This window comes from Microbacterium sp. NPDC088619, from assembly GCF_044752825.1.
Lineage (GTDB): Bacteria > Actinomycetota > Actinomycetes > Actinomycetales > Microbacteriaceae > Microbacterium.
The window spans coordinates 2,577,207-2,595,437 of the sequence record NZ_JBIVLZ010000001.1 but is presented as its reverse complement, the minus strand read 5'-3'; the positions used below and the strand labels follow the sequence as shown (position 1 = coordinate 2,595,437).

Annotated in this window: 17 protein-coding genes; 8 read left to right on the top strand and 9 right to left on the bottom strand. The window is 68.9% G+C overall.

Annotation, left to right across the window (positions count from 1 at the left end; all coding sequences use genetic code 11):
- Nucleotides 1–72: 72 nt before the first annotated feature.
- The 4 genes from ACIP5T_RS12495 (at nucleotide 73) to ACIP5T_RS12480 (ending at nucleotide 4,563) form a co-directional block, all read left to right on the top strand.
- Nucleotides 73–750 carry a response regulator transcription factor gene (locus tag ACIP5T_RS12495; RefSeq protein WP_400863574.1) on the top strand — a complete coding sequence of 226 codons (678 nt, stop codon included), beginning with the start codon at nucleotides 73–75 and terminating at the stop codon, nucleotides 748–750.
- The gene (locus tag ACIP5T_RS12490) at nucleotides 716–2,074 is read left to right on the top strand and encodes a sensor histidine kinase (protein WP_400863571.1); all 1,359 of its coding nucleotides are present in this window, start codon (nucleotides 716–718) and stop codon (nucleotides 2,072–2,074) included. The genes ACIP5T_RS12495 and ACIP5T_RS12490 overlap by 35 nt, the downstream gene beginning before the upstream one ends.
- A gap of 65 nt (nucleotides 2,075–2,139) precedes the next feature.
- Entirely contained in the window at nucleotides 2,140–3,411 is a 1,272-nt protein-coding gene (locus tag ACIP5T_RS12485) for a glutaminase (protein ID WP_400863568.1), read from the top strand.
- Between the two features lie 312 nt (nucleotides 3,412–3,723).
- Nucleotides 3,724–4,563, top strand: coding sequence for a hypothetical protein (locus ACIP5T_RS12480; protein ID WP_400863566.1), 840 nt, complete (start codon nucleotides 3,724–3,726; stop codon nucleotides 4,561–4,563).
- A 502-nt stretch (nucleotides 4,564–5,065) separates the two neighbouring features.
- On the opposite strand, the gene ACIP5T_RS12475 is transcribed toward ACIP5T_RS12480, so the two are convergent.
- From ACIP5T_RS12475 to ACIP5T_RS12440, 8 genes are read right to left on the bottom strand one after another with little or no spacing between them, the layout of a single operon-like run.
- Complete coding sequence (locus ACIP5T_RS12475; RefSeq protein ID WP_400863564.1) at nucleotides 5,066–6,763, bottom strand: alpha-amylase family glycosyl hydrolase; 1,698 nt, start codon at nucleotides 6,761–6,763, stop codon at nucleotides 5,066–5,068.
- Nucleotides 6,760–8,061: a glycoside hydrolase family 36 protein gene (locus tag ACIP5T_RS12470; protein WP_400863561.1), complete on the bottom strand. Its 1,302-nt coding sequence runs from the start codon at nucleotides 8,059–8,061 to the stop codon at nucleotides 6,760–6,762. The genes ACIP5T_RS12475 and ACIP5T_RS12470 overlap by 4 nt, the downstream gene beginning before the upstream one ends.
- Nucleotides 8,058–9,155, bottom strand: a complete 1,098-nt coding sequence (locus ACIP5T_RS12465) for a Gfo/Idh/MocA family protein (RefSeq protein WP_400863558.1) — start codon at nucleotides 9,153–9,155, stop codon at nucleotides 8,058–8,060. The genes ACIP5T_RS12470 and ACIP5T_RS12465 overlap by 4 nt, the downstream gene beginning before the upstream one ends.
- Nucleotides 9,152–10,210, bottom strand: coding sequence for a zinc-binding alcohol dehydrogenase (locus ACIP5T_RS12460; RefSeq protein ID WP_400863555.1), 1,059 nt, complete (start codon nucleotides 10,208–10,210; stop codon nucleotides 9,152–9,154). The genes ACIP5T_RS12465 and ACIP5T_RS12460 overlap by 4 nt, the downstream gene beginning before the upstream one ends.
- 25 nt (nucleotides 10,211–10,235) lie before the next feature.
- Nucleotides 10,236–11,003 carry a carbohydrate ABC transporter permease gene (locus ACIP5T_RS12455; RefSeq protein WP_400863554.1) on the bottom strand — a complete coding sequence of 256 codons (768 nt, stop codon included), beginning with the start codon at nucleotides 11,001–11,003 and terminating at the stop codon, nucleotides 10,236–10,238.
- Nucleotides 10,994–11,152, bottom strand: coding sequence for a hypothetical protein (locus tag ACIP5T_RS12450; RefSeq protein WP_400863552.1), 159 nt, complete (start codon nucleotides 11,150–11,152; stop codon nucleotides 10,994–10,996). Before ACIP5T_RS12450 ends, ACIP5T_RS12455 begins: the two co-directional genes overlap by 10 nt.
- Nucleotides 11,149–12,177 carry a carbohydrate ABC transporter permease gene (locus ACIP5T_RS12445; RefSeq protein WP_400863550.1) on the bottom strand — a complete coding sequence of 343 codons (1,029 nt, stop codon included), beginning with the start codon at nucleotides 12,175–12,177 and terminating at the stop codon, nucleotides 11,149–11,151. Before ACIP5T_RS12445 ends, ACIP5T_RS12450 begins: the two co-directional genes overlap by 4 nt.
- Nucleotides 12,174–13,562, bottom strand: coding sequence for an ABC transporter substrate-binding protein (locus tag ACIP5T_RS12440; protein ID WP_400863547.1), 1,389 nt, complete (start codon nucleotides 13,560–13,562; stop codon nucleotides 12,174–12,176). Before ACIP5T_RS12440 ends, ACIP5T_RS12445 begins: the two co-directional genes overlap by 4 nt.
- Before the next feature lie 124 nt (nucleotides 13,563–13,686).
- Between ACIP5T_RS12440 and ACIP5T_RS12435 the strand changes: the two genes are divergently transcribed.
- Both ACIP5T_RS12435 and ACIP5T_RS12430 read left to right on the top strand, forming a co-directional pair.
- Nucleotides 13,687–14,838: an ROK family protein gene (locus tag ACIP5T_RS12435; RefSeq protein ID WP_400863544.1), complete on the top strand. Its 1,152-nt coding sequence runs from the start codon at nucleotides 13,687–13,689 to the stop codon at nucleotides 14,836–14,838.
- 24 nt (nucleotides 14,839–14,862) lie between these two features.
- Nucleotides 14,863–15,090 carry an RNA-binding S4 domain-containing protein gene (locus ACIP5T_RS12430; protein WP_201470604.1) on the top strand — a complete coding sequence of 76 codons (228 nt, stop codon included), beginning with the start codon at nucleotides 14,863–14,865 and terminating at the stop codon, nucleotides 15,088–15,090.
- A 22-nt stretch (nucleotides 15,091–15,112) separates the two neighbouring features.
- Here ACIP5T_RS12430 and ACIP5T_RS12425 read toward each other — a convergent pair whose 3' ends face one another.
- Nucleotides 15,113–15,670 (bottom strand): dihydrofolate reductase family protein, encoded by a 558-nt coding sequence (locus ACIP5T_RS12425; RefSeq protein WP_400863541.1) that lies wholly within the window; start codon nucleotides 15,668–15,670, stop codon nucleotides 15,113–15,115.
- Nucleotides 15,671–15,924: 254 nt separating this feature from the next.
- Between ACIP5T_RS12425 and ACIP5T_RS12420 the strand changes: the two genes are divergently transcribed.
- Both ACIP5T_RS12420 and ACIP5T_RS12415 read left to right on the top strand, forming a co-directional pair.
- Nucleotides 15,925–16,821: an SDR family oxidoreductase gene (locus ACIP5T_RS12420; protein WP_400863538.1), complete on the top strand. Its 897-nt coding sequence runs from the start codon at nucleotides 15,925–15,927 to the stop codon at nucleotides 16,819–16,821.
- 99 nt (nucleotides 16,822–16,920) lie between these two features.
- On the top strand, nucleotides 16,921–17,706 hold the full coding sequence (locus tag ACIP5T_RS12415) for a DNA/RNA non-specific endonuclease (RefSeq protein WP_400863532.1): 786 nt from the start codon (nucleotides 16,921–16,923) through the stop codon (nucleotides 17,704–17,706).
- Nucleotides 17,707–18,231 lie beyond the last annotated feature (525 nt).

Below are 18,231 nucleotides of genomic sequence, written 5' to 3'. Positions count from 1 at the left end.
GCACGATGCGGCTACGAGGCGCGACGACCCCGCTTCAGCGCGGATTCAGCGTGCGCCCGCCACACTGGAGGAATGCGGATCCTGGTGGTTGACGACGAGGTGCGATTGGCCGACGCCGTACGCCGGGGACTCGAGGCCGAGGGCTTCGCGGTCGACGTGGCGAACAACGGCGTCGACGGGCTCTGGCGTGCGCGCGAGACCCGGTACGACGCGATCGTGCTCGACCTGATGATGCCCGGGATGAGCGGCTGGAAGGTCTGCGAGGCGTTGCGCGCCGAGGAGAACTGGACGCCTGTGCTCATGCTCACCGCGAAGGACGGCGAGTGGGATCAGGTCGAAGCCCTCGAGACAGGGGCCGACGACTATGTGACGAAGCCGTTCTCGTTCGCGATCCTCGTCGCCCGCATCCGCGCTCTGGTGCGTCGTGGCGCGGTCGCACGCCCCGCGGTCCTCGAAGCCGGAGACCTGAAGCTCGATCCGTCGTCGCACCACGTCTGGCGCGGCGAGACCCAGATCACGCTGACGGCCCGCGAGTTCGCCGTGCTCGAGCACCTGATGCGACACCGCGGTCAGGTGCTGTCGAAGCGCGCCCTGATCGAGGGGGTCTGGGACGACGACTTCGACGGCGACCCGAACATCGTCGAGGTGTACGTCGGGCACCTGCGCCGCAAGCTCGACAAGCCCTTCGGTCGCGAGGCGATCGAGACGATCCGCGGTGCCGGCTATCGATTGGCGGCAGACGGTGGCTAGTCGCGGATGGCGGTCGGTACGCGGCCGCACGACTCTCGGCGCGACTCTCGTCGTGGCCGTCGCGCTGCTCATCGGGGCGTTCTCGTTCTACGGCATCCTGAGCTCCAGCATCCACGCCAGCGCCGAGCGCGCGGCGGAGCAGAGGCTCGACGAGCTCGCCGGGCGATTCGACGGCCCCGGAGGCGGACCCGGCGGCGAGCGCGGCGTCGACTCGCTCGACGACGAGATCGTGCAGATCATCGGCGAGGACGGCGCGGTCAAGGCCGCCAGCGAGGACGCCCGCGACGAGCTCGGCTCCACCGCACTCCCTCTCTCCGACCACGCCGGCACCATGACGATCGGCGGCGAGCCCATGCTCGTCGTCTCGGACGATCTCGACGACGACGAGACCCTCGTGCTGGCGGTGTCGATCGAAGACGGGGTCGAGACGCTGTCGACCGTCGCCGTGCTGCTGACCGTGGCCGTGCCGCTGCTGCTGCTGCTCGTCGCCATCACCACCTGGCTCGTCGTCGGGCGTGCACTCCGGCCGGTGACCCGCATCCGTCAGGAGGTCGACGGCATCACCGCCGAGCATCTGCACAGGCGGGTCGAGGTGCCGCCGTCGTCCGACGAGATCGCGGCGCTCGCGACCACCATGAACCGGATGCTCGATCGCCTCGACGCGTCTGCCACGGCTCAGCGCCGCTTCGTCTCGGATGCGTCGCACGAGCTGCGGTCACCGCTCGCGACGATCCGCCAGCACGCCGAGCTCGCGCAGGCGCATCCGGCCACGACGAGCATCGGCGAGCTCGCAGAGGTCGTCTCGGACGAGGGTCTGCGGCTGCAGGGCATCGTCGAGTCGCTGCTTCTGCTCGCCCGGCTCGACGAGGGCGGCGGCACGCATGACGAGGCGATCGACCTCGACGACCTCGCCCTGGGTGAGGTGCGTCGACTGCGCTCGCGGGGCATCGAGGTCGACGGCTCCGGCATCCGTGCAGCGCGCGTCGAGGGCGATCCGCGCCTGCTGGGTCAGCTGCTGCGCAATCTCGCCGACAACGCTGCGCGACACAGTGCAGCACGGGTCGCGATCAGCGTCATTCCGCAGGACTCGTGGGTGTTCGTGACCGTCGAGGACGACGGCTCCGGCGTGCCGGCCGACGAGCGCGATCGCATCTTCGAGCGCTTCGTGCGGCTCGACGAGGCGCGCAGTCGGGATGCCGGCGGCAGCGGTCTCGGCCTCGCGATCGTGCAGGGCATCGCGGCGGCCACCGGCGGAACCGTGTCGGTCGACAGCTCCCGCTGGGGCGGCGCGCGGTTCGTGGTGACTCTGCCCCTGTCAGCCTGACCCGGACGCGATCCCGCGAGAGCAGTGCATCGCCGCATGCGAGCATGGTGGATATGCAGACCCCCATGATCGACTACCTTGACGTGCTGCTCGAGTCGTGCGGAGAGGATGCGGGTGAGGTCGCCTCGTACATCCCCGAGCTCGCGCATGCCGATCCCGACCGCCTCGCCATCGCCGTCGCGACGCTCGACGGGGAGGTCTATGTCGCCGGGGATGCGGACGTGGAGTTCACGATCCAGTCGATCTCGAAGCCGTTCACCTACGCGCTCGCGATCGCCGATCAGGGTCTCGAGACGGTGCTCGAGCACATCGACGTCGAGCCGTCGGGCGACGCCTTCAACGAGATCTCGCTCGAGCGCGAGACCGGTCGGCCGCGCAACCCGATGATCAACGCGGGCGCCCTCGCCTCGCACGCTCTCGTGCGGGGCGAGAAGGCCGATGACCGCGTCGAGCGCATCCTCGACCTCTACAGCCGTCTCGCCGGACGCGAACTCTCGATCGCCGAGGACGTGTTCGAGTCCGAGCTGTCGGCCGCCGACCGCAACATGGCCCTCGCCTACATGCTGCGCACGGTCGGCACCCTCGACGCCGACCCCGCCGACGTCGTGCGTGGATACACACGGCAGTGCTCGGTGTCGGTCACGGTGCGCGACCTCGCCCGCATGGGGTCGGTGCTCGCCGCCGGGGGCCGCACGCCCGACGGCGACCAGGTGATCGACCCGGCCATCAACCGGCAGGTGCTCAGCGTCATGACGACCTGCGGCATGTACGACTCGGCGGGCGACTGGCTGACCTCGGTCGGGATCCCCGCCAAGAGCGGCGTGGCCGGAGGCCTGATGGGCGTGCTGCCGGGGCAGGTCGGCATCGCCGTGTTCTCGCCGCGCCTCGACCCGCACGGCAACAGCACGCGCGGCGTGCGCATGTTCGAGCGGATGAACCACGACCTCGGCCTGCACCTGATGACCTCGACCGACACCGCCCGCTCGGTGTCGCGGCGGGTCGAGCATGACGGTGCGACCGTGCACGAGATCGCGGGCGACCTGCACTTCATGGAGGCGGAGCGCGTGCTGCGCGGCTTCGCCGAGGAACCTGCCGGCGAGGAACCTGTGATCGTCGACCTCGACCGCGTGCAACGGGCCAACGACATCGCCAAGCGGATGCTGCTCGAGGGCGTCCGTCGCCTGCACCTCGACGGTCACGACGTGCGGATCGTCGACCCGTGGGGTGTGCTCGGCAGTGCCGAGACCGGGTCGGGCGAGCTCGTGCACGGCGAGCAGGCGCACGGCGGGTATGTGCCCGCATCCTTCTCCGACGTGGCGAGCGCGGTGCGCGGCTGACCCGGCGGTCGCCGTCTTCCTGCCCCGATCCTGTCTGCAGGACCGATTCCGGCGGACACTCCCCCTGTCCCGGCCGTCTGCAGGACCGATTCCGGCGGATACTCCCCCTGTCCCGGCCGTTTGCAGGACCGAAGCACGGATGCAGGACCAGACACGGGTTTTCATCCTGCATCCGTGCCCGGGTCCTGCAGGCGGTAGATGGACACCGACCCGGGGCGAGCGCGGTGCGCGGCTGACGACCGCAGTCCTTTCCTGAAGGGGGCTTCAGGACGCTTCAGGGTGGCTTCAGCACTGTCGCGAGAGCATCGAGACATGAACGACAAGAACCCGACCCCCGACCAGACGCCCGAGAACCCGTCCGCGAACTCGACTCCGCCGGCACCCCCCGCACCCCCTGCGCCGACGCCGGCCCATGACGCCGAGACCGTGCCCGTCGCACCGCTCGCCGCTGACCCGGGCGCTCCGGCAGCCGCTCCCGCAGCCCCGGCGAAGCGCGGACGCAAGCGCGCACTGCTGATCGGCGGCGGAATCGCGGCCGCGCTGGTTCTCGCCGGCGGCGGCGTCGCCATCGGCGCCGCGATCGGCGACGATCTCGGTGACGACGACGACCGCCCCTCGGTCTCCGACGGCCCCCGCGGAGACGACGCCGACAATGGCGGACAGCCCGGCGACGACCGGGATGACAGCGATGACGGCGACCAGCAGGGCGCACCTCAGGGCGGCGGACCCGTGACCGGGATCGGGACCGACTCGGCCGACGAGCTCGTGGAGATCGCGGATGCCGCTCGCGGCGCAGCCGACGGAGATGTCACCTCGATCGACGCGAAGCGCGACGGCACCTGGGAGGTGCAGCTGACCGCGGCGAACGGCAGCGAGACCGAGGTGCGGGTGGATGCGGACTTGACCGCCACCGTGATCTCCACCGAGCAGGACGACGACGACACGGCCCCCACTCACACACTCGACGAGGCGGCCATCCGCGCCCTCGTCGACGCGGCACTGGCTGAGGCCGACGGCATGATCACCGACCTCGACGCCGACAACGACGATGTGAGCCCCTACGACGCGTCGGTGCTCACGAGCGACCGCCGCTCGATCGACATCGACTTCAGCGCCGACTACGCCGTCGTCGGCACCGACATCGACGACTGAGCGACCAGCGTCGTTCCTCGAGCCGCCGGCCCCACGGGGTCGGCGGCTCGACGCATTTCAGACGGGTTCGGTGCTTTCGCATCATGATCCGTTCACCGCGCGGTCTCTCTAGGTGGGTACGGTCTCGATCGCAGACCGAAGATGCTGTCGTCAGGGGATTCCATGCCGGTCACGGTGCACACGTACTTCTACACCCCCGCGCGGGCGGACTCCGTCGTGCGGGTGCTGCAGCAGCTCACGACGGAGCTGAAGCACGTCGAGTGGCGAGTATCCGATCAGCGTTCCGTGGCGTTCAGCACACGACGGACGCTGTTCGAGGGGCCGGCCGATGTGAGGGTCGTCGCGACCCCGATGACCTCGGGCGGGTCGGACGTGAGGATCGCTCTGCAGTCGCCCACACGTCGGCGGACGACCTCGAAGGCCGCAGATCGGCTCAGCGAACGGATCCAGCGGGCGCTCGGCGGACCACGTCGCCGCACTCGGTCGCGCGGATCGACGCTGATCAATTCGGAGTCGAGGCGAGCCAGACGTAGCCGAACGGCGCGATGCGAAGTCCCTCGTGAAGCGCACCGGTGAGCAGATCGATGCCACTCAGCGAGGGCAGGTCGACCGTCGAATCGCTGACGTTCACCACCGCGGTCACCTCGTCGCGTGTGCCCGCCGCCCTGTGGATCACGAGCACTCGATCATCGAGCGATTCGACCTGCTGTGACGCGAACGGCGAGAACGCGGGGGTTCTCCGGCGCACGGAGAGCATCGCCCGCACCCCGTCGAGCATGCCCGATCTGCGATCCGAAACCTTCAGCTCGTCGCGCAGGCGGTCGGCGTCGAGCACCTCGCGGTTGATGCGTCTGGCTATGTCACTCTCCTGCACCCCCGCGTGATCCTGCTCGGAGCCGAACAGCGAGTGGTGGTAGATCGCGGGCACTCCCACCACCGACAGCAGGATTGCGTGGGCGGCAAGGCCGCGCACGACAGCCGATGCGTCCGGTTCGTCATCCTGAGGGTCGACCAGCGCCTCGAGGTAGTTGGTGTTGAGCTCGTAGACGCCTTCAGTGCCGTCAGGGCGACGCGCCATCGACACCCGGCCGCCCCGGGCGAGCGTGCGGTCCACGAGCAGTGCGCGATCACCGTCGGTGAGCAGTCCCTCTGTGGGGCGCAGCCCGATTCCGTCATGGCTGGCCAAGAAGTTGAACCAGGTCGCGGTCCCGCTCACCGGCCCCACACGGCTGGCCCACTCTGCGAGAGCGGTCGCCCGGCCTGTCACGAACGCATGCAGCACCAGCGGTGGCAAGGCGAACTGGTAGACCATGTTCGCCTCGTCACCTCCGTCGCCGAAGTAGGTGATGTTGTCGGAATGGGGCACGTTGGTCTCCGTGAGCAGCATCGTGCCCGGCGCCAGTTCGTCGACGAGCGCACGCCAGATGCGGATGATCACGTGAGTCTGCGTCAGATGGATGCAGCTGGTGCCCGACTGCTTCCACAGGTAGCCGATCGCGTCGAGGCGCACGGTCGTCGCTCCGTGAGCGAGGTATCCGAGGAGGATGTCGGTGAGCTCCAGCAAGACCGCGGGAGTGCTCGGATCGACGTCGACCTGGTCAGGCCCGAAGGTCGTCCACGCCCGGGCCGTCGAGCCGTCCGATCGCCTGTACTCGTGCACGAGAGGGGTGGTTCGCGGTCGCACGACGTGCGAGACATCGAAGTCGGGGCCCGGGTCGAGGAAGTATCCGGCGTATCGCTCGTCCCGATCCAGCCAGCGCTGGAACCAGTGCGATGAGCTCGAGATGTGGTTGGCGACGAAGTCCAGGGCGAGGGCGTACTCCTCGCGCAGATCGGCGACATCGTGCCACGTGCCCAGCGCCGGGTTCACCTCCCGGTGGTCGAGCACTCCGAAGCCGTCATCCGAGGTCCACGGGTAGATGGGCAGCAGGTGCACGTCGCTGATGACGTCGCCGATGTGCTCCCTCAGCACTCCCGCGAGAGTGCGGAGCGGCGCTTCGCCGGCCCTGCGGAAGGAGTCGCCGTAGGTGATCAGGTAGGCGGTGCTCTCATCCGGTCGCGCCTTCGCCGCCGGCGACAGTCGATCACGCCAGGTCTCGGCGAGATCGAGCAGGGCGGCGACCACCTCGGGTGCGGCATCCGGGTAGAGCTGCTCGACGAGAGGAGTCAGACGCTGCTCGAGCTGAACCATGGTCCTCATGCCACCGACTCCTTCAGAAGCTCGCGGACGATCTGCATGCCGCGGGCATCGAGACCCTCTATGCGATCAGAGAACCCGCGGATTCCCGGAGCATCGAGAACCACGTCGGCCCACTCCTCCCTGAGGACGAATTCGGGTCGCGCGACCAGGCAGTCGGGGTCGTTCACCCAGAAACGACCGTGCTGCCATGACCTCGCTTCGAGCGACATCCGCCCTCGGAGACCCTGCGAGCCGTCTTCTCCGCCCTCGTGGAAGGTGTCGCCCGACACCCGCATCGCGTCGACGAGCCCGACGCTCGGCAGGATCGGTGCACCGCAGCCCAGGAGGAAGGCGTCGTCGCCGAGCGTGTCTCGGATCAGTTCGAGCCCGGAGCGGTACGCCGAGATCGGCGTGGCCTCCGCATCCCAACGCGCCCCCGGGATCGCGCCGGAGTAGAGGAAGTCGAGCTTGACGTAATCGATCCCGAGATCGCGGATGTCGGCGAACACCCGCGCGAGGTACTCGCGCACGCCCGGATGCGTCAAGTCGAGGCCACGGAGATCGTCGCCCCAGTTGCGCCCCGCATCGCCCACGAGCCAGTCCGGGTGCTCCCGGGCGACGGTCGAGCGGGCGCCGACCGAGAAGGGCGCGGCCCAGATGCCCGCGCGGCGCCCGCTCTCGCGAATCGCGTCGACCGCGGCCGGGAGAGACCCGAATCGCGGGTGGGGCGCTGTCCACTCGCCGGTGCCCAGGCTCCAGCCGTCGTCGATCTGCACCACGTCGACGTCGAGCCCCCGATCGTCGATCGCTCGGAGGTTCTCGAACACGTCTGCGTCCTGCACCTCTTCGAAGTACTCGTACCAGGTGCACCACACGCGAGGTGACCGAGCGGCGGTCCTGGCACCGGCGGCTGCGCCGAATCGCTCGCCGAACGCGGCGAGCGCAGCGAGGCCCGCGCCGTCACCGCCCTCATCCGCAGTCCACGACGAGACATCGGCGACATCGCCGACCGCGTCCACGATCACCCGGTCGCCATGCCGGCGGGCGCGCAGTGTCGGAACCTCGCAGCGGGCGTCGAGCGTGCCGAAGACGCGAGCGGGAGCGCCGTCGCCCGGATCGACCACGAGAAGACCCTCGCCCTGCGCGGCATCCGTCGCCACTTCGACCCCCGGACGGAAGCGCATGGCGTGCTGCCACGGCTCTTGGGGCCGGTGGATCGTGTCGCCCTGCGCCTGCCAGGTGGTCGGACTCCAACTCTGCCAGCCCTCCGCGTACACCCGGGCGCCAGGCCCGACAGGGATCTCATCGAGGACGGTCACTGTGCTCCACTCCGCCCGGTGAGGGCTGTCGTCAGTTCGAGATCGTGCGGGCGCACGGGCGCCCCGCCGAGTTCGGCGGATTCGACGGCGGCGAAGGTGGCGCGCACCGTCGCCACGACGTGGTCGGCGGAGTTCTCGGGCTCCCGCCCCTCATCGATCGCGCACTGCAGCTCGCCCATCGCACCGGCGAAGCCGTCGGTGAACCATTGACCGTCGAGGGCGAGCTCGGTGCTCTCTCCGTCGGTCTCCAGCACCAGCCGGTCGGATCCGAGCAGGATGCTGCCGCGGAGGGTTCCGCGCGTGCCGTGGATCCAGAAGGGGCATCCTCCGGCGTCGGTGCGGGCGCTGCCGACGATGCGGATCGACGCGCTCGCCCCCGTCGAGGTCTGCATCCGCACGTCGGCACCCCAGGGATTCCTGGCGGCCGACGGCTGATCGGGCACGCGGTGGTCGCGTGCGGCGATCTCGACGACTCGGGCGCCCTCGAGCCAGCAGCGGGTGATGTCGAGCCAGTGCACGAGGTAGTCATTCAGGAGCATGTGCGGCACATCGTCGAACGACGTGCCGACCAGCGGAGGAAGAGGTTTGTCGTGCAGATGCGTCACACCGACCACGTCTCCGATCCGACCCTCGCGGATCAGCAGCGAGGCGAGACGCCACGCCGGAGCCCACCGCGCGTTCTGATTCACCGCCACGCGGATCCCGCGGGAGCGCGCGTCGGCGAGCACCTCGAGCAGGCGCGGCAGATCGGCGGGGTCGCTGATCAGAGGCTTCTGTGCGAGGACGTGCTTTCCCGCCGCCACCGCGGCGGCGATCAGCTCGACGCGACCGGTCGGCCCGGTCGCCAGATCCACCACCTCGACGCGCGGGTCGGCGAGCAGAGCGTCGACCGACGCGTGCACGGTTCCGACCTCGAAGTCTGCGGCGAGCGCCTCCGCGGCGGCGCGCGTGCGCGAGGCGACGGCCACGACCGGAAGGCCCCAGGTGCGGTATGCCGGGAGGTGCGCGCTGCGGGCGATGGCGCCTGCACCGATGATGCCGATCGCGCGACGCCGCTCCGGGAAGCGCGGACGATGGTCGGGGATGCCGTTCACAGGACTCGCTCGGGCGCGGCGTCGAAACGGAGCACGGCCTGCAGGATCGCGGGGTCGCCCTCGTCGAGTCGCTCGAAGACGCCGGCGACGTCGGTCGCGGGCACGATGTCGGAGACGAGGGCCGCCGCATCCACCGATCCGTCGAAGATGAGCGACATGACCGTTCGCACGAGGCGAGACTGGTCCCATCGGCCGCCGAGTGCGGCGGGCACTCCCGAGATCTGGCTGGCGACGATCCGCACCCGATTGTGGTGGAACTCCTCCCCCAGTCGGAGGTGGGCTGCACCGCCCTGGTAGAAGCCGGAAGCCGCGACGAGACCCTCCGTCACCACGCACCTGATCGCCTCGTGCAGGGCCCGATCGGTGCCGGACAGCTCGATCGCGCTGTCGGCGCCGCCGCCCGTGAGCTCTCGGATCAGTGCGCCCGCGCCGCCGGGGCGCAGTGCGTCGACCGTGTGGATCGCGCCGAACACCTCGGCCATGGCCAGGCGGGTCGAGAGTGTGTCCACGGCGGTGACGCGACCACCCGCGAGGGTGCCGAGGCGTGTCGCGAGAAGCCCGATCACGCCCTGGCCGAACACAGCGACCTGCTCGCCGAGCCGCACGTCGGCAGCGAGGACGGCGTTCAGCGCGATGGCCCCGACGCGGGCGAACGTGCCGAGCACAGGGTCGGCCCCGTCAGGAACAAGGCGTCCCGCGACCGTGGACGCCGGGACGACGGCGTCACTGCGGTGCCCCCAGATGCCGTGCACCACGTCTCCGGCCCGCACTCCGCTCACGTCGTCCGCGACCTCGGTCACCTCGCCGACCTCGGAGTATCCCCAGCCCGAGACCGGGTAGCCGAAACTGGGCTCGCCCGGTACGAAGAGCCGCAGGTCGGAGTCCCACGTGGAGGTGAGATACGGGTTGGTTCCGCGGTAGGCGGTGAGCTCGGTGCCGGCCGAGATGCCCGAGTACCAGGTGGAGATCCGCACGCTTCCGGGTGTGAGCGGCTGCGGCGCGATCTCGACCAGCTCGACCTCTCGGACGGCGGAGAACTGCACGACGTGGGGCACGGGGGGCCTTCTTTCCAGCGGAGACTCAGCCCTTCTCCGCACCGGCGGTGAGGCCTCCGACGAGGAGCCGCTCGGAGGCGAAGAAGAGAAGGATGATGGGCAGGGTGAGGATCACGGATCCGGCCATGAGCACCGTGGTGGGGACCTCGATGCTCCCGGAGAGCTGCGAGAGGCCGAGCGAGACCGTCCACGAATCGCGCTTCTCGACGAGGAACAGCAGCGCGAAGAGGAACTCGTTCCACGCGATCATGAAGATGAACAGGCCGTTCGAGACGATCGCGGGCATGGCGAGCGGGATGCTGACTCTGCGCATGATCTGGAACCGGGTGCAGCCGTCGAGCGCCGCAGCCTCCTCGAGCGACACAGGGATCGTCGCGAAGTAGTTGCGCAGCGTGTAGATCGACACCGCCGCAACCTGCGACACGTAGACGATCAGGAGTCCGACGAGGGACCCGCGCAGGCCGATCTGGGTGAAGAACACGAACAGCGGCACCGCCAGCAGGATCGCGGGGAAGAAGTACACCGCCAGGAACAGTCCGGAGACCTGTCGGCGTCCGAAGAACGCCAGCCTGCTGACGGCGTACGAGCCGGGGATCGACACCAGGAGCGTCAGCACCACGGTCGCGAGCGCGACCAGCAGCGAGTTGCGCATGAAGACGATGAAGCCCTGCCCCCCGGCGTCGACGGGTGCGAGGACGTCGAGGTAGGTCGAGAAGTCGAGCTCCTCGATCGTGATCCACAGAGCGCCCGGGTTCTGCAGCAGCGAGTCGAGTGACCTGAAGCTCAGGAGCACATGTAGTAGAACGGCACGACGGCGGCGAGCACCAGCAGCACGATCACGATCGGTCGCAGGATGCCGAACAGCCCGTTCTCGAATCGATCGCGGTCGAATCCGCTCCTCGCGCGCCTGGTTCCGGTGGCGGCGTCGGTCGAAGCGCTCATGCCTGTTCCTCCTGTCGGCCGAAGATCTTGAGATAGACACCGACGAGCACGGCCAGAATCGCCGCGAGAACCAGGGCCTGAGCCGCCGCGGCGCCGATGTCACCGCGAGCCGTGAGCAGGTCGAACACCCGCACCGAGACGACCTCGGTGCCGGCTCCGCCACCGGTGAGCAGGTAGATGTCGTCGAAGTTGTTGAATGTCCAGATGAACCGCAGCACGCAGAGAACGGCGATCGTCGGAAGCAGCTGGGGAAGGAGGATGTGCCGGAAGCGCTGCGTGGGCGTCGCGCCATCGACCCTGGCGGCCTCATCGAGCACGCCGGGCACCGCCTCGAGGCGTGCAGTGAGGAACAGGAAGGCGAACGGGAACGAGCGCCAGGCCTCGAACAGGATGACGGTGATGAGCGCCATGGGCAGCTCCACCTGCCAGCCGAAGATGCTCACGGGCAGGGCGCGGTCTGAGAGGAACGCGATCGGCTCCTCCCATCCGAGCACGGTGGTGCCGAACCAGTTCACGATGCCGAACTGGGGATTGAGCATGGTCGACCACACGAAAGTGGCGGCGACGACAGGGGCGACGTACGGCAGCAGCAGCGACGCACGCACGAGACCGCGTCCGCGGAACGGCTTGCGCAGGGCGAGAGCCGCGGCGAGGCCGATGCCGATCGCCAGCGCGGTGCCGCACACGGCGTAGACGATCGTGGTCCACAGGGCGCTGAAGAACCCGGGTGACGTCAAGACGTCGATGAAGTTGTCGAGGGTGTAGTCGCCGATGATGCCGGTGCCGCGGATGTTGATCAGGCGGACGTCCTGGAAAGCGAGGGAGATCGCCCAGATGATCGGGAGGACCACGGCCACCAGGATGATGACGAACGTCGGCGAGATGAGCAGGAGTCCGGCGCGGTTCTCCTCCCGGGTGTGCCTCGAGCCGCGCCGCGGCTTCGCGGCCACGCTCGTTCTGCGCGGGGTGGTGCCGGGCTCGGGGCTCGGTGCCCCGAGCCCGGATCCCTCGACGACTCTGCTCACTTCAGCGACTCTGCGATCGAGCGCACGGTCTCCGCGGCGGTCGAGGCGGCGTCCGTCGGGTCCCCGCCCTGGGCGACGTCGCTCACCGCCGTCGCTACGGGGAGCTCGCCCTGCAGCGCGCCGAGCAGCGAGCCCTGTCCCTGGGTGATGCCCCAGCGAGCGAGATCCTCGGGACCGGAGGCGACGGCCTCGAGAACCTCAGGCGTGTAGAAGTCGGACAACGGCGCCTTGGTGTCTACACCGGCGGGCAGCGTGGCCCACATGTCGGAGAAGCGCGTCGGCTCTTCGGGTGTCCCGGTGCGGACGGGTACCTTGCCCTCGGGGGCGATGGCGATCCAGGGCTCGTAGCCGTCGCTCATCATGTACTCGACGAACGACTGCGAGGCGTCGGTGTTCGCACCCTCGGTGATCGTCCACGAGGTGATCTCGCCGAACTGCGCCGCGGCGTCGGCATCGGGTCCGGCGATCGAGGTGACCACGCCGGTGTTGGCTGCGAGGAAGGCCGGGTCTGCGAGGCATTCGGGGCACGACGGCTTGGCATCCTCACGCAGGCCCGCCAGCTCGTCGAGCACGAAGCTCGACCAGATGAACATGGCGGCGTCTCCGGCGAAGTACGTCGCGCGGGTCGTATCGACGTCCTGCGCACCCGGCACCGAATAGTCTCCGGTCAGCTCGCCGTAGAACTCGAACGCGCCCACGCAGGCGTCGGAGTCGAGTTCGACGTCGCCGTCTTCGTTCACGAGCTCGCATCCGTTGCCGAGCGCGATCTGCTCGAAGGTCTGCTCCGTGAAGGCGTCTCCCGGGGCAGTGGCGCCGACGAAGCCGGCGATCTCCGGCGAGTCGAGGGTCTTCGCCGCTTCGAGGATCGACTCGTAGGAGTCGGGGGCGTCCAGGCCCGCGGCCTCGAAGAGATCGGTGCGGTAGAAGAGCATCTGGGTCCACGATTCGCTCGGGATCGCCAGGCTGGTGTCGCCGTCGGAGGTCAGCGCGAGCGCGTTCTCGGAGAACGTCGTGGCGTCGAGCGCGTCGATCGTCGCCGCCACCGCATCCGTGTCGACGAACTCATTGGCAGACAGCGTGCGCACCTGAGGCAGCGAGATGCCGCCGATCACGTCCGGCAGGTCACCTGCTGCGGCAGACGAGGTGATGAGCTGGGCGAACTGGTCTTCGGCGACCGAGACGACCTCGACCTCGATGCCGGTCTCCTCGGTGAACGCGTCGACGATCTCCTGCGTCGCCGCCACCCGATCGGGGAGGTCCTCCTGCAGCCAGAAGGTGATGCCGGCATCGCCGCCCTCGTCGTCTCCGGAACTCGTGCATCCGGTGAGGGCGAGCGCCGTCACGCACACCGCGGCCATTGCTGCTGCTGTCGCACGGGTATTCACTATGCGCCTCCTTGCGCTGGAAATGCAGGACAGAGCCGTCGGGGCGACTCCCATTAAGACTAAAAGCTAGACATAAGTCGCCTAGCTGTCAAGCATTAAGCTGAACTCGTCGTCAGGAGGTTCGATGTCCGGTCCCGGTGAAGTCCTCGATCTCATCAGAGAGCGCCGTGCGGTCACGCGCGGCGACGTGCTCGATGTGACCGGAATGTCACGGATGACCGTCGCCACGCGCATCGACGCGTTGCTCGATGCAGGGCTCATCATCGAGTCGGGAACCGAGAAGGTCACATCTGGTCGACCATCGCGGCGCCTCGAGTTCAACACCGCGCACGCACACATCATCGCCGCCAACGTCGACACCACGCACACCACCGTGGCCCTGACCGACCTGGCCGGTCGCGTGACCGCGGAGGACCGCATCGAGGTCGCCGTCGCCGACGGGCCCGACGTCACCCTCAACGCGATCGCCGAGCATGCGAAGCGGCTCCTGTCGCGTGCCGGCATCAAGCGGGAGGACGTGGCGGCGATCGCGCTCAGCATCCCCGGTCCGGTCGATCCCGATACCGAGCGCCCTTCCCAGCCCCCGATCATGCCCGGATGGGACGCCTATCCGATCCCCGATCATCTGCACGACGCACTCGGAGTCCCGGTGCTCGTCTCGAATGACGCCGATGCCGCCGCCCTCGGCGAGCAGCGCGCCGCACATCCCGACTCGCGGTCGCTGTGCTTCATCAAGGTGTCGTCCGGAATCGGCACGGGCATCGTGCTGGGCGGCAGGGCCTACCGCGGCGCCGATGGAGGTGCGGGCGACATCGGTCATGTGAAGATCGCCGGGCACGACGACCTCCTGTGCCAGTGCGGCGCACACGGGTGCCTCGCCGCAGCGGCATCCGGCCGCGCCGTCGCCAGAGCTCTCTCCGAGCTCGGCAAGCCCGCCTCATCGGCATCCGACGTCGGCACCTACCTCGCCGACGGCGACCCCGATGCGGCACGCCTCACTCAGGCAGCCGGTCGAGTGATCGGCGAGGTCGTCGCGACGGTCGTCTCGCTCCTCAATCCGTCCGAAGTCGTGCTCGGCGGGATGCTGGCGTCGCCGCCATTGCTGGCCGGCGTGCGCGAGACCCTCTACCCCCGCTCGCTCCCCCGCGCCACCCGGCACCTGAGCATCAGCCAGTCGACACTGGGCGAGAGGGCGACGGCCGTGGGCCTCGCCGCGATGGTCGTCGAGCGGGAGTACTCGGCGTCGGCGGTCAACGCGGCGCTCGCTCGCGGCTGAGCGGAGCCGGATACCATCGGAGTCATGACGAATTCCGGCCGTATCGACGATGTCTCCATCGGCGGCGAGATGATCCGCCTCGGGCAGTTCCTGAAGTACTCGGGTCTGCTCGACTCAGGCGGCAACGCCAAGGAGGTCGTGATCGACGGGTTCGTGAAGGTCAACGATGAGGTCGATCGTCGCCGAGGCCGTCAGCTGCACGACGGCGACCTGGTCACCTTCGAGGGCCGCACCGTCCGCGTGCGCCCCTGACGCCGCCCGCCGCCTGCCGCGGTCATCGCCGCGTCGCGTAGCGGAGGAACATCACCCCGCTGCTGAAGCGCCGATCGTCGAGCAGTTCGAGATCGACGTGCACATCGCCGGGGAAGAACGGCTTGCCGCCGCCGACGATCCCGGGGCCGATGAACAGACCGAACTCGTCGACCAGGCCCGCGCGGATCGCCTCGGCCGCAAGCGTCGGCCCGTCGACCGTGAGGTCTCTGTCGGACTCGGCCTTCCACCGTTCGATCGTCTCAGGGTCGAAGGTCCGCTCGAGCCGCGTGCGCTCGCTCGACACCTCGGTGAGAGTCTTCGAGAAGACGACCTTGTCGGCCGCCTGCCAGACCCGTGCGTAGTCGATGCCGACCTGCGGCTGATCGGGCTCGAGGTGGGCGGTCTCCCAATAGACCATCGTCTCGTACATGCGTCGGCCGTACAGATACGTGCCGACATCGGCGAACTGCCGGTTGATGAAGTCGTGCAGCTCTTCATCGAGCGCCCAGTCGAACCCTCCATGGGGCCCGCTGACGTACCCGTCGAGTGACGTGATCATGGAGTAGACGAGTCGGGCCATGCGGCGAGGCTACTCCGGGCGCCCGGGGCTGGTCGACCCCTTCGCCTCGCCCTCTCGGGAGGAGATCACCCGTTCGGGAGGAGGAATTCCGCGCATCTCTCCTCCCTACCCGGAGATCTCCTCCTCACGCGACCTCGGTCAGTCCCGAGACTCGCACTAGCGACCTGACTGCCGAGACGCAAGGCGCTGGCCCACATCTCCGCCTCGGCGCAGGCTGGGGACATACCCCAGACCGACGACCGAGAGGACACATCATGTCTCGCGACCAGTACACCTTCGTCAACCCGGCCGAGCTGTATTCCGACATCGAGCCCGAGAAGCAGCACATGCCAGAACCCGGACTCGACGCCGATCTCGCACCGAAGGCCGACCTGGGCGAGGAGAGCTACCGTGGCACCGGCCGTCTCACCGGTCGCAAGGCTCTCATCACCGGCGGCGACTCGGGCATCGGTGCGGCGACCGCGATCGCCTTCGCTCGCGAAGGCGCAGATGTGGCGCTCTCGTACCTGCCAGAAGAGGAAGAGGATGCTGCGCGCATCGCCGGCATCCTTCGCGATGCAGGCGCGACCGTGGCGCAGATCCCCGGCGATCTGCGGGATCCCGAGTACTGCCGCACTCTCGTCGCAGAGGCGGTCGGGGCTCTCGGCGGTCTCGACATCCTCGTCAACAACGGCGGCAAGCAGGTCTACCAGGAGTCTCTGACCGACATCACGGACGAGCAGTTCGACGACACCTTCAAGACGAACGTCTACGCGATGTTCTGGATCACGAAGGCGGCGCTGCCGCACCTCCCGGCCGGTTCGACGATCATCAACACCACGTCGATCCAGGCGTACTCCCCGTCGGGAATCCTCGTCGACTACGCGTCGACCAAGGCCACGATCAACGCGTTCACCAAGGGCCTCGCCGAGCAGCTCGCACCGAAGGGCATCCGCGTGAACGCCGTGGCTCCGGGCCCGATCTGGACGCCGCTGCAGCCGAGCGACGGACAGCCGCAGGAGAAGCTCCCGGAGTTCGGGGAGGACACGCCTCTCGGCCGCATGGGACAGCCCGCCGAACTGGCACCCGCCTACGTGTTCCTCGCCTCGGCCGAGTCGAGCTACGTCGCGGGCGAGACGCTCAACGTCAACGGCGGCATGCCCACCCCGTGAGTCGCTGATCGCGAACGCCCCCTCCCGAATCGATCGGGAGGGGGCGTTCCGCTTTCGGCAGCCCTGGGAGATGTCGGTGGAACGAGGCAATATGGCGGTATGCCAGACGGATACGACCCCGACTTCCTCCCGACACGGGTTCCCCTCCCCCGGCCGGCGCAGGATGCGACAGAACTGACGTATCCGCGTTTCTCCGTACTGCTGGACGCCGCCCGGCGGCTGGCTGCGGTGACCGGCGTGAACATCGACGGAGCGCTGCTCCGCGAGCTGCCCCGCACCGGCGAGTGGCGGCTCGATCCCCGGGTCGACGCCGGCCTGCAGACCGGGCCCGAGGTGTACGCGCGCAACGACCTCGACCGCGGCCACCTCGTGCGGCGTCGCGACCCCGGCTGGGGCGATGTCGACGATGCCAGATCGGCCACCGAGGCGACGTTCTTCTACACGAACGCCGCCCCGCAGGCAGCCGGCTTCAATCAGTCGAAAGAACTCTGGCTCGGGCTCGAAGACCACGTGATCGAGTATGCCGAGGCGACCGATCAGCGCCTCTCGGTCTTCACCGCTCCTGTGCTGGGCGACGATGACCCGCCGTATCGCGGCATCCGCATCCCCGTCCGGTTCTGGAAGATCGCGGCGTGGCAGGGGGACGAGGGCCTGTCCGCCACCGCGTTCGTGCTCGACCAGTCCGAACTCGTCGACACCTCCGACGGCCTGCTCGCCGCGCCGCCATTGGGTGCCTTCCGCACGTTCCAGGTGCCGATCGCCGAGATCGCTCGAGCCACGGGGCTCGACGTGGGGCCGTTGCTCGACGCCGACGTGCTCGCCCAGCGCAGCGCCCGATCGACGGAGTGGCGGCCGCTCGCCTCCGCATCCGACATCATGCTCTAGCCGTCTAGCCGTCGAGCCGTGAGCGAATGGATGAACGCCGCCACGATCCGGGGAGGAAGAAGTCGCGATCGGGGAGGAATGCGACTCTGTGGCGGCGTTCGCGCGGATGATCCGCGGTGATCCGACTGGGTGATCGAACCCTCCAACAATCTCTCGCACCGCGTGCCCGCGCCCGGAGATCGGGCCGGATTCCGAGCCGCAGCGGCGGTCTTCGGTGCCGATCCCTGACCTTTCAGTGGCGCGGAGCGACCGACGCAGTAGTGCCGTGTGCGGCGCACTCGCTGACGAGGATGCTACGCCGCGTTCTTCAGCACCACATGCTCGAGTGGCGGAAGACGGCACGGCGCTGCATACAGCACTTGCGGTCACGCAGGGGTTGCCTGCAGCCGTGAGAAATCAATGGCTGTCTCCCAGCGGTTCAGCAGTGGTCCGCGCGGATCTCAGTGGCCGCCCGTCGCCGTTGCGTAGCCCGAACGGGGGCGCCTGCAGGGTCCGAGACGATCATGCTCAGTACTCACGACCCCG

Coding starts and splice junctions, on each gene's coding strand:
- ACIP5T_RS12495 (WP_400863574.1), top strand. CDS start 73: ATGCGGATCCTGGTGGTTGACGACGAGGTGCGATTGGCCGACGCCGTA.
- ACIP5T_RS12485 (WP_400863568.1), top strand. CDS start 2,140: ATGATCGACTACCTTGACGTGCTGCTCGAGTCGTGCGGAGAGGATGCG.
- ACIP5T_RS12480 (WP_400863566.1), top strand. CDS start 3,724: ATGAACGACAAGAACCCGACCCCCGACCAGACGCCCGAGAACCCGTCC.
- ACIP5T_RS12475 (WP_400863564.1), bottom strand. CDS start 6,763: ATGAGGACCATGGTTCAGCTCGAGCAGCGTCTGACTCCTCTCGTCGAG.
- ACIP5T_RS12450 (WP_400863552.1), bottom strand. CDS start 11,152: ATGAGCGCTTCGACCGACGCCGCCACCGGAACCAGGCGCGCGAGGAGC.
- ACIP5T_RS12435 (WP_400863544.1), top strand. CDS start 13,687: ATGTCCGGTCCCGGTGAAGTCCTCGATCTCATCAGAGAGCGCCGTGCG.
- ACIP5T_RS12430 (WP_201470604.1), top strand. CDS start 14,863: ATGACGAATTCCGGCCGTATCGACGATGTCTCCATCGGCGGCGAGATG.
- ACIP5T_RS12425 (WP_400863541.1), bottom strand. CDS start 15,670: ATGGCCCGACTCGTCTACTCCATGATCACGTCACTCGACGGGTACGTC.
- ACIP5T_RS12420 (WP_400863538.1), top strand. CDS start 15,925: ATGTCTCGCGACCAGTACACCTTCGTCAACCCGGCCGAGCTGTATTCC.
- ACIP5T_RS12415 (WP_400863532.1), top strand. CDS start 16,921: ATGCCAGACGGATACGACCCCGACTTCCTCCCGACACGGGTTCCCCTC.